Source organism: Pseudomonas sp. NFACC25, assembly GCF_900100935.1.
In the GTDB taxonomy this organism is placed as follows: Bacteria; Pseudomonadota; Gammaproteobacteria; order Pseudomonadales; family Pseudomonadaceae; genus Aquipseudomonas; species Aquipseudomonas marginalis.
In genome coordinates this window covers 66790-77264 of record NZ_FMUC01000023.1, presented here as the reverse complement: position 1 = coordinate 77264, position 10475 = coordinate 66790, and the positions used below count along the sequence as shown (strand labels likewise).

Sequence of the window (10475 nt, the reverse complement as noted above, 5' to 3'; positions counted from 1 at the left end):
CGGCCGATTGATATTCGTGTGTCGACCGTGCCCACCGGGCATGGCGAACGGGTGGTGATGCGCTTGCTCGACAAGCAGGCCGGGCGGCTGCAACTGGAGACCCTGGGCATGGAGCCGCAGCTGCTGGCGCGCCTCGACACCTTGATCCGCCAGCCCCATGGCATCGTGCTGGTCACCGGGCCTACGGGCAGCGGCAAGACCACCAGCCTGTACGCCGCGCTGGCGCGGCTGGATGCGAGCACCAGCAATATCCTCACCGTGGAGGACCCGGTGGAATACGACCTGCCGGGCATCAGCCAGATCCAGGTCAACGCCAAGATCGATATGACTTTCGGCCTGGCCCTGCGGGCGATCCTGCGCCAGGACCCGGACATCATCATGATCGGTGAAATCCGCGACCTGGAGACCGCGCAAATCGCGGTGCAGGCCTCGCTCACCGGGCATTTGGTACTCGCTACGTTGCACACCAACGACGCGGTATCCGCCGTCAATCGCCTGCTGGACATGGGCGTCGAGCCGTTTTTGCTGGCGTCTTCAATGCTTGGGGTTCTGGCGCAACGCCTTGTGCGTCGTCTCTGCCCGCAATGCAAGGAAGAAGACCCGGCCAGCCCGGGCACCTGGCGTCCACTGGGGTGTTTGGCGTGTAACCACACCGGCTATAGCGGTCGCACCGGCATTCATGAACTGTTCTGCATTGACGACGCGATTCGCGCGCTGATTCACCAGGGCGCCGGTGAGCAGGCGCTCAGGGCCGCAGCTCGCAGCGCCGGTATGTGCAGCATGCGTGAGGATGGCGAACGCTGGGTCAACAGCGGCGTGACGGCACCCGAAGAAGTGCTCCGCGTGACACGGGACGCCTGATGAATCGCTACCGTTTCGAAGCCGCCGACGCCATGGGCAAGATCGAGAGCGGACACCTGGAAGCCGACAGTCAGCGCGAGGCGTTCGGGATTCTGCGCCGGCGTGGCTTGACGGCCTTGTCGGTGCACCTTGAGCAAAATACGGCCTCGGGGGCTGGCGCGGGCCTGTTCAGCGCCAAGCTGTCGGACAACGACCTGGCCTGGGCCACGCGGCAACTGGCGAGCCTGCTCAGCGCCAGCCTGCCACTGGAGGCCGCGTTGAGTGCCACGGTGGAACAAGCCGAGCGCAAACACATCGTCCAGGCCCTGAGTGCGGTGCGTGCTGATGTACGCAGCGGCATGCGCCTGGCGGATGCCTTGGCCGCGCGGCCACGGGACTTTCCGGAGATCTACCGCGCGCTGATTGCGGCGGGAGAGGAGTCCGGCGACCTCGCCCAGGTGATGGAGCGGTTGGCCGACTACATCGAAGAACGCAATAACCTGCGCAGTAAAATCCTCACCGCGTTTATCTATCCTGGAGTGGTAGGGCTGGTCTCGATCGCCATCGTGATCTTCCTGCTCAGCTACGTGGTGCCCCAGGTGGTCAGTGCGTTTTCCCAGGCGCGCCAGGACTTGCCCGGGCTGACATTGGCGATGCTCAATGCCAGTGATTTCATTCGCGGTTGGGGTTGGCTGTGCCTCAGTGCTTTGATCGCGGGTTTCTGGGGCTGGCGTGTGTACCTGCGCAACCCGCTGGCGCGTCTGGGTTGGCATCGTCGCGTGTTGCGCCTGCCGCTGATCGGGCGTTTTGTACTCGGGCTCAATACCGCACGGTTTGCCTCGACCCTGGCGATTCTCGGCGGCGCCGGGGTGCCGCTGTTGCGTGCACTGGAAGCGGCACGCCAGACCTTGTCCAACGACTGCCTGAGCCAGTGCGTCAACGACGCCACTGCCAAGGTGCGCGAAGGCGTCAGCCTGGCCACGGCGCTGGCGGCGGAAAAAGTATTTCCGCCCCTGCTGATCCACCTGATAGCCAGCGGCGAAAAGACCGGCTCGCTGCCGCCTATGCTCGATCGCGCCGCGCAGACACTGTCCCGCGATATCGAGCGCCGGGCGATGGGCATGACCGCACTGCTGGAGCCACTGATGATCGTGGTGATGGGCGCGGTGGTGCTGGTGATCGTGATGGCGGTGCTGTTGCCGATCATCGAGATCAACCAACTGGTGCAATAGCTGCACAAAAAAGCCCTCGTCACCGAGGGCTTTTCATTTCACAGATGACAGTGCTGCTTAGAGCTTACCGGCGCCGGCCTTGGCCTTGACGTCGGCGGCGACCTTATCGGCAGCCAGCGGAGTGTAGCTGTACGGTGGGGTCCAGCCGATGCTCGAACTCCACGAGCAGCTCAATGCGCTGCCGTTGAGGGTCGAGCCGGTGTCGCGGTAGACGCTGCCACCGTAGTCGCCGGCGATCTTGTCGCAACCGCTGATACCGGCGATTTCGAAGGCGTTACGCTCGGAGAAGATCTTCGAGTTCTTGCCCACACCGTGAGCGTACGAGAACGGGTACACCTTATGGCTGGTGCTGCCCACATGGTAGTTGTTGTACAGATGCACCTGGCCGAAACGCACGCGCGGCGCACGGGCAGAGATATTCTCAAACAGGCTGTTGTGGATGGTGACCTTGAGCTTGCCGTCATCGGTGGTGCGGCTGTCGCTGGAACCGATCAGGTTGTTCTTCTCGTGCGACTTGAACGCCGAGTACGAGATGGTCACGTAGTTGGCGCCGTTTTTAACATCCAGCGCGCCGTCGTGATGCTGCTTCGGACGGCCGTTGGCACTGCCGTTCTGGTCATCGGTACGGCGGCCATCGGTGAAGGTCACGTGATCGACCCACACGTTATTGGCGCCCTCGATGGTCAGGCCATCGTATTCCGAGTTCCAGTTGCCGGCGCTGCCGTCCGTGGGGTCCCACTTCGGCTCGGGATCCCAAGGGTTTTCGATGGTGATGTTGCGGATGATGACGTCGTTTTCCTTGGCATAGAAGAAACCCTCACGGATCTCGGCATTGCTGGTGGTACCGACGATGGTGGTTTTGCCAGGAATATCCAGGCGACCGCGTACCTTCATATCAGCAGTCGTCGTATAAGCCTTGCCTTCGCTGATATCGATGATGCCGGTGATTTTGATGATGCGACCATTGGTGCCCACCGACGCGCTCAGTGCGGTTTTCAGCTCAGCCGCGTTTTTTGCCGTGTAGATATTATTCGCCGCAGCTCGCGAGCCGCCCTTGGTGCCGCCGTTTTGAGTGGCCCAACCGGTGGTGGCCGAATCCAGCCAGATGTCCGCGGCATGCGCAGGAACGCTGGAAAACAGCAGGGCACCGATAACGGCACTGGCCAGTTTTGAGGCAGTGAAGGTTGAGGGGGTTGTCATGAGTAATCAGATCCTTGATTAACTTGAGTGTTTAAACGCGCACAGGCATGCGCGTTTCTCGAGCGGACGTCCTTGCCACTGGTGCAGCGAATCGAACGTCCGCTGCATGAGAAATCCTATCATATGGAATTGCGTTGTCGTACAACTGATTTCGAGGTTAATGAGTAAAAAGTTTTATTGACTAAAATAAAATATCGGATAATTATTCCTGTGCATCTGCTCCCACGCAGAGTCATTTTCAGGGTTATCCCGATGAGTGTTAAAACCCCGTCTGTACTGGCGACTCTTTACGTCGAGGCCAATGAGTCGTGCTTTGCAACCCCCGTGGCACCTGCGCTGATGCAGGGCTTCCCGGCCGAGCCGAAACACCGGGTAACGTGGCACAACTGGATGCGCGCGCCCTTCAGCCAGTGGGGGTTCCGTCATCTGGCGCGGCTGCGTCCCACGATTGATGTGGCGGCGGGTTCAAGGCCTGCCGGTCAGCTCAAGGAAGCGCCCACAGCGCTGGACCAACTGTGTTTCGACAGCGAATGCGGGCTCAGCATCAGCGTGATCGAACACCTTGTGGCCAGCCAGACCGACGCTTTTTTAGTGATGCAGGGCGACACGGTGTTGTTCGAGCGCTACTTCAACGGCCAGCGCGCGGATGACCGGCACATCATGTTCTCGGTGACCAAGTCGCTGATCGGCACCCTCGGCGAACAACTGGTTTCCAACGGCCTGCTCAAGCCCGAGCTGTCTGCCGCGTACTACGTGCCTGAGCTGGTGGGCAGTGCGTTTGGCGATGCCACCGTGCGCCAGTTGTTCGATATGGCCGTGGGCATCGACTACAACGAGGTGTATGACGATCCCGCCTCCGAGAGTTCGCAGTACGGTTATGCCTGCGGTTTCCAGCCGGCACCGGCGCCATACGCCCAGTTTGAATCGCTGTACCAATACCTGCCGTCACTGAAAAAACGTGGCGCACACGGCGGCTTTTTCCATTACGTGACCGCCACCACCGAAGTCCTGGCATGGGTCATGGAACGGGCCTCGGGCCAGGCGTGCAGTCAGATGCTGGAACAGATCTGGGGGCGCTTGGGCTGCGAGCGCGACGGTTATTTCATGGCCGATCCCTGGGGCCGTAACGTTGCCGGGGCGGGCTTCAGTGCCACCTTGAGAGACATGGCGCGCTTCGGTCGCCTGCTCGCCAACGACGGTCGCCAGGACGGGGTCGAGCTGTTGTCGCCCGAGACCGTAGCGCGTATCGCCGCCGGTTCTGATCCGGCGATCTACGCGCAAAATGCCGAGTTCTCCAGCTGGACGCCGGGTGCGTCCTATCGCAGCCAGTGGTACGTGTTCAACGACCACAGCCAAGCCCTGATGGCCGGAGGGATCCACGGCCAATACCTGTTCATCGACAAGCCGTCCGGCGTGGTGATCGTCAAGCAATCGTCACTCACCGATGCGGTCAGCCCGTTCGATACCGACAGCGTGCGCATGCTGCGCGCGATCGCCGCCCACCTGAGTCGTTGATCCACGCCAAACAATAAGAGTCTTGCGTTCTATTCACCTGGCTTGCCCAGGTGTTGGCGGCGCCCTGCGTCGCCATTGACTGCCCTGTAACAACAATAATTCCACAGGAGCTTCTTATGGTTTTCACCAAGCGTTTCTCTCGAGCGCTGTTAGCGCTCGGCTTACCCTTGACCACCCACGTCGCGCTGGCGGGCTACACCTTTGAGGACGGCGATCTCAAGGGGGAAGTCAATCTCACCGTGGGCGGGGCGACGCTGTTTACCCGTGGCGTCAACTTCGGCAGCGGCCAGGTCGATGCACGCAGCGGCAAGAACGGCGGCGCCCGGATCAACTGGCAAGAGGTCTACGTAAAGCCGGGGGTCAAGCTCGAGTATGCGTTGCAACCGGATTTCAGCCTGCTGGCCGGCGGTTCCCTGGTGGCGGCGAGCACGTTCGGCGATGGCGATGCGGGAGGCTTCACCCGCAGCTCCGACGGCAAAGTCGCAGCCGAAGAACTCTACGGCGGTTTTCGCGCCGGCGAGTGGAAGTTCACCGCCGGCCGCCAGAACTACATGATCGGGACGGGGTTCATCGTCATGGACGGTAACCTCGATCAGTACAAGGATGGCGCTTACTGGCTCGGCCCGCGAACCGCCTTCAAGGATTCAGCGATCCTGGCCTGGGACCATGGCGCGCTGAAGTCCCAGGTATTCACCCTGCGCACCGATGATGACCTGGGCGATTTCCGCATGACCGGCGTCAACCTCGACTACAACCTCGATGACCAGGTGACGCTCGGCGCCATGGCCATGAAGGTCAATGCCCTTGGCCCCCGAGGCAGCACGCTCCCGCGCCGTCGGGACGGCATGCAGGTGTACAACCTGCGGGCGCTCAACGCCAAGGTACCCGGCGTACAGGCGCTGACGCTGAATGCCGAGTACGCGCTGGAGCGCGGCAGCGGCGAGGGCGTCGACTACGATGCCAACGCCTGGTACGCCCAGGCCGACTACGCCTTCAGCACCGTGCCGCTGACACCGATCCTCGGCTATCGCTACGCGAGCTTTTCCGGCGACGACAACCTCACCGACAACCGCCAGAAAGCCTGGGATTCACTGAGCAAGGGCTTCGTTGACTGGAGCACGTGGCTGGTCGGGGATGTGGTCGGCAACTACCTGCTGTTCAACAGCAACGAAAACGTCCAGCAGTTCTCCCTCAAGACCCACCTCAACGACACCCTGACCCTCGGCGCGATTCACTACCAGTTCTGGCTGGACGAGAAAAACTACATGGGCGCGCCGGTCAGCGATCGGCGCTTTGCTGACGAAAGTGTGGTTTTCCTCGACTGGACGCCCACGCCGTCGTTCTATACGTCGCTGTCCTACAACTGGGTCAAGCCGCTGGCCGCCGCCAAACAGGTGTTCGGTAACGACCAGATGTTCAGTGCGCTGGAACTGTATTTCACCTACCGCTATTAAGTGCTGCGAGCCATCGCGGCCGCGCTGGAGTGTGTTGATCATGAACAAGTTTTTGCGCAATACCTTGCTGGGCACTGTCGCCTCGTTGTTCATCAGCGGTGTTTGCCTGGGCGAAGAACGCACCGTACGGATCTACAACTGGATCGAATACCTGCCACCCGAAGTGCTCAAGAGTTTCCAGGAGGAAACCGGCATTCGCCCGATTTACGATGTGTTCGACAGTGCCGAAACCATGGAGTCCAAGCTGCTGACGGGCAACTCAGGGTATGACGTGGTGTTTCCCGGCACCGCCAACCTGGGGCACCTGATCACGGCCGGGGCCGTGCAGCCGCTGGACCGCCAGCAGTTGCCGAACTGGCAGCACCTGGACCCGCAGTTCATGCAATCCCTGGAAGCCGTGGGTGACACCGGCAACCGCTACGCCGTGCCTTACCTATGGGGCACCACATTGATCGGCTACAACGTCGACAAGGTACGCAAGGCCCTGGGCCCCGACGTGCAGATGAACAGCTGGGACATCATCTTCAAGGAAGAAAACCTCGCCAAGCTCGCCAGTTGTGGCGTGGGTTTCCTCGACGCCGGCAACGAGATCCTGCCGATTGCCCTGCACTACAAGGGCCTCGACCCCAATAGCCAGAAGCGTGAAGACTATGTGCAAGCCCAGGCCGTGATGATGAAGATTCGCCCTTACGTCACTTACTTCAACTCGTCGCGCTACGGCATGGACCTGGCCAACGGTGATATCTGTGTGGGCGTGGGCTGGTCCGGCGGTGTCGCATTGGCCACGCGACTGGCGGATGCCGCCGGCAAGGGCGTCAAGGTCGAGATGGCACTGCCCAAGGAAGGCGCGCCGATGTGGGCGGACGTGATGATGATCCCGGCCAAGGCACCCGATCTGGCGGAGGCCCATGCGTTCATCAATTACATCCTGCGCCCGGACGTGATTGCGCGCATCAGCAACAAGATCGGCTACCCCAACCCGAACAAGGACGCCACTGCGCTGGTGGACGCCAGCATCCGCAACGACCCCAACATGTATGTGCCGGAGGAAGCGCGCAAGACCCTGTTCGCCCTGGAACCGATTCCGGCCGCCGTGGAGCGCATCCGTACCCGCACCTGGACGGCCATCAAGAGCAACCGCTGATCAGTGTGGCCCGGTGCGTGCGCGCCGGGCCTGGAGCTTGCCATGACTGAACGGATGGACATTGCCCCCAACTTGCAGCGGGTGCTGACCCTGCGCGTCGCGATAGGGCCGGGTGTGACCCTGGGCGACAGCGTTGAAGGCCTGCGCTGCAACTACCCGATTATGGGCGGGGACTTCGATGGGGTCGGCATCAGCGGCCAGGTCCTGGCGGGCGGAGACGATTGTTTTGTTTTGCGCCCGGATGGCATCGGTCAACTGGATGCCCGCTACAGCCTGAGGACCGACGAAGGCGAGGTGATCAACATCCGTAACCGCGGCGTATTGACCATGACTGAGTACGGGCGCCAGCTGGAGCGCGACGGTCAATGGCCGATTCCTGAGACGGAGTACCGCTGCACCTGCACCCCGCTGTTTCAGGTGCCCAAGGGGCGGCTGGACTGGCTCACCCGTTCAAGTTTTATCGGCCTGGTGCATTACCCGGGCGCCGACCAGGTGGTGATTCGTTGCTATCGCTTTTACTGAGGCCCGGCCCTGGAAGCTGTCAGGCCTGCATGCCGTAGAACAGCAGCTCGGTGATGCGCCGTACCTGCGTCGAGTGCGCGTCGATATCCGGCTGTTCCTGGTTCACCAGCCTGAACAGTTGCAGGTGCGAATAGTCGTTCAACAGGAACGCGGCCAACTCCACATCGAGTTGCGGGCGCAGCTTGCCGGCCCGTTGCAGTTCCCGCAGCAGTTCGCTGATTTCCGCCCTGAGCGCATCGTTCATGGCGCGATAACCGGCCGGCAGTTCATTGCTGCCGCCGAACAGGATCAGCGGCAGCAGTTCACGCCACAGGCTGGGGTGCATGACTTCCAGGGCATAGCCGGTGAGCAGGCTTTCCAGGTGGCACAGCGCTTCGACCGGATCGTCCATTGTGTGGATCTCGCGGCGGGTGTCACTGATTGCGCGCTGATCGGCGTGATGCAGGATTTCCAGGATGATTTCCTGCTTGTTGCCGAAGTACTTGAACACCGTCGGCGGCGACACCCCGGCCTGGCTGGCGATCTGTTCGATGGTGGTGTTCTGGAAACCCTGGCGTTCAAACAGCTCGATCGCGGCCTGGCTGATAGCTTGCCGGCGTTCGGCTTTCTGACGTTCACGCAGTCCGCTCACAGGAGATCCTTGTCACGAGTAAAAAGAGGGGCGCTTATCGCCCCGGTATCCCTGCAAAATACTTAATTGGGTAAAGCTTTTAAAGCACTAATTGGCATTCAAGGGATTTGCCGCTGATGCTTCTTCAACCGGTAGGCAAATTGAGCGCGGCTGAGCCCCACAAGCCTGGCAGCGGCGGCCAGGTTGCCGGCGTTGCGTTGCAGGGCTTCGTTGAGCAGGCGCGATTCAAGGCCTTCGATGGAAAACCCTGGTTCCAGTTGGCCAAGGGTGTCGAACAGTGCCAGGCACGGCGGCGGTGCGCTGTTGGACAGGCTGCCGTGGTCGTCCAGGCCGTAGGGATCGGCCGGCATCGGTTCGTTGCGAAACAGGTGCACCAGGTCGATGGGTTGGCCTTCGTCACTGGCGATCAGGCCGCGTTCGATCAGGTTCTGCAGTTCGCGCACATTGCCCGCGAAGTCATAGCGCAGCAACACCTTCAGGGCGCGCATGGTCAGGCCCGCCGGCGTTCGCGCGTATTCCTGGCAGAAGCGCGTGAGGAACGCATTGATCAACAGCGGGATGTCGTCCCGGCGTTCGCGCAGCGGGGGCAGGGCGATGGGGTAGACATTCAGGCGGTAGAACAGGTCTTCACGAAAGCTGCCGTCAGCCACGGCTTTACGCAGGTCGATATTGGTGGCGGCCACCACGCGCACATCCACCTTGATCCCGCGCACCCCGCCGACCCGTTCGATTTCCCGTTCCTGCAAGGCCCGCAGCAACTTGCTTTGCCCGGCCAGGCTGAGGCTGGTGATCTCATCCAGAAACAGCGTGCCGCCCTGGGCCCGTTCGAAACGTCCAGGCCGCGAGTGCGTCGCGCCGGTATAGGCGCCGCGTTCGACACCGAACAGTTCGGCCTCGATCAGGTTGTCCGGAATCGCGGCGCAATTGAGCGCCACGAACGGGCTGTCCTGGCGGCGGCTGAGCTGGTGCAACTGGCGCGCAAACATCTCCTTGCCGACCCCGGACTCGCCGCTGATCAGCACGGTCGCGGGCGTCAATGCGACCCGTTGCAAAGCTTGCATCGCGGCGTTGAAGGCTGCGCTGGCGCCCACCAACGGTTGCGGCTGAGTGACTCCGCCATTGCTGCGCAGCGGGCTGGCGGGCGTGGGGGCAGCAGGGTCGGCGACGGCCTGGGACACATTCAGGTAACGCAGGTCCTGCTCGACGTCACCCCATTGCTCCGCGGTCTTGCCGATCACCCGGCAACAGCGGTGGCCCATGCCCCGGCATTCCACCTCGCGGAAAATCACCATTTGCCCGAACAGGCCACTGACAAAACCGATCGCATAGCCGGTTTCAGTCCAGCACACCGGGTCCTGGCCGATGCCGTAGGCACCCACGTGTTCATCGGCCTCGCAGGAGTGGTGCCAGAGGAACTCGCCTTCATAGAACCCCGAGTCGGCATCGAACTTGAAGTGCAGCGGTTCAACCTTGGTCATGCCTTCCAGGGTGTGCAGGTGGGTCCCGGCGCGAAACACGGCGGCGGCATCGGCCTGTGGCCAGCGCTCGCGGATCAACCGCGCGTCCCGCGCGCCGGAGACATAACCGGTGCGGGTGAACAGGCCACGCGCCTGCTCCAGCCCCAGGCGTTCGATGACCTCCGCGCGCAGGGCACCGAACGACGAACCGTGCAGCAACACCATGCGTTGATCGTTGAGCCAGATACGCCCGTCTTCGGGCGAGAAGAACAGGCAATCGGTCAGTTCCGCCGGGGTGGGCGAACTGCTCTCACTGAGTTGACGGCTGTCGCCGCGCGGATGGTAGGGCGCGCTGGCCACCCGGTCGTCGGGCAGCGCGCTGTGGGGATTAGTCATTGTTATGCCCCTGCAAAGCGAGTGATCGATATGAGTAACTGCTCAGATAGTTATTAAACATAACCTTATCAATTGAACAAGTGG

At 61.8% G+C, this 10475-nt stretch carries 9 protein-coding genes and 1 pseudogene; 7 read left to right on the top strand and 3 right to left on the bottom strand.

From position 1 onward, the window contains the following. Positions 1-861: GspE/PulE family protein (locus BLQ09_RS30185; RefSeq protein ID WP_175472345.1), on the top strand; the 861-nt coding region annotated here is incomplete at its 5' end. After that, positions 861-2072 (top strand): type II secretion system inner membrane protein GspF, encoded by a 1212-nt coding sequence (gene gspF / locus BLQ09_RS30180; protein ID WP_027603448.1) that lies wholly within the window; start codon positions 861-863, stop codon positions 2070-2072. The genes BLQ09_RS30185 and gspF, both read left to right, overlap by 1 nt. Before the next feature lie 57 nt (positions 2073-2129). Here gspF and BLQ09_RS30175 read toward each other — a convergent pair whose 3' ends face one another. Next, on the bottom strand, positions 2130-3272 hold the full coding sequence (locus BLQ09_RS30175) for a pectate lyase family protein (protein ID WP_065926271.1): 1143 nt from the start codon (positions 3270-3272) through the stop codon (positions 2130-2132). A 252-nt stretch (positions 3273-3524) separates the two neighbouring features. Between BLQ09_RS30175 and BLQ09_RS30170 the strand changes: the two are divergent. The 5 genes and pseudogenes from BLQ09_RS30170 to BLQ09_RS30155 form a co-directional block, all read left to right on the top strand. Further along, a pseudogene (locus tag BLQ09_RS30170) lies at positions 3525-4709 on the top strand (serine hydrolase domain-containing protein); the annotation flags it as partial. Next, positions 4658-4804, top strand: coding sequence for a DUF2845 domain-containing protein (locus BLQ09_RS32100; protein WP_371914556.1), 147 nt, complete (start codon positions 4658-4660; stop codon positions 4802-4804). The pseudogene BLQ09_RS30170 and the gene BLQ09_RS32100, both read left to right, overlap by 52 nt. Positions 4805-4903: 99 nt before the next feature. After that, positions 4904-6241 (top strand): alginate export family protein, encoded by a 1338-nt coding sequence (locus BLQ09_RS30165; protein ID WP_092359695.1) that lies wholly within the window; start codon positions 4904-4906, stop codon positions 6239-6241. A gap of 40 nt (positions 6242-6281) precedes the next feature. Then, positions 6282-7385 carry a polyamine ABC transporter substrate-binding protein gene (locus BLQ09_RS30160; RefSeq protein ID WP_092359693.1) on the top strand — a complete coding sequence of 368 codons (1104 nt, stop codon included), beginning with the start codon at positions 6282-6284 and terminating at the stop codon, positions 7383-7385. Positions 7386-7427: 42 nt separating this feature from the next. Further along, entirely contained in the window at positions 7428-7907 is a 480-nt protein-coding gene (locus tag BLQ09_RS30155; protein ID WP_027603453.1) for a DUF3237 domain-containing protein, read from the top strand. A gap of 19 nt (positions 7908-7926) precedes the next feature. Here the strand turns inward: BLQ09_RS30155 and BLQ09_RS30150 are convergent, their stop codons facing one another. Then, positions 7927-8538 carry a TetR/AcrR family transcriptional regulator gene (locus tag BLQ09_RS30150; RefSeq protein WP_027603454.1) on the bottom strand — a complete coding sequence of 204 codons (612 nt, stop codon included), beginning with the start codon at positions 8536-8538 and terminating at the stop codon, positions 7927-7929. Positions 8539-8636: 98 nt separating this feature from the next. Then, a complete protein-coding gene (locus BLQ09_RS30145; RefSeq protein ID WP_092359690.1) occupies positions 8637-10391 on the bottom strand; it encodes a sigma-54-dependent Fis family transcriptional regulator in 1755 nt (584 codons plus the stop codon). Positions 10392-10475 lie beyond the last annotated feature (84 nt).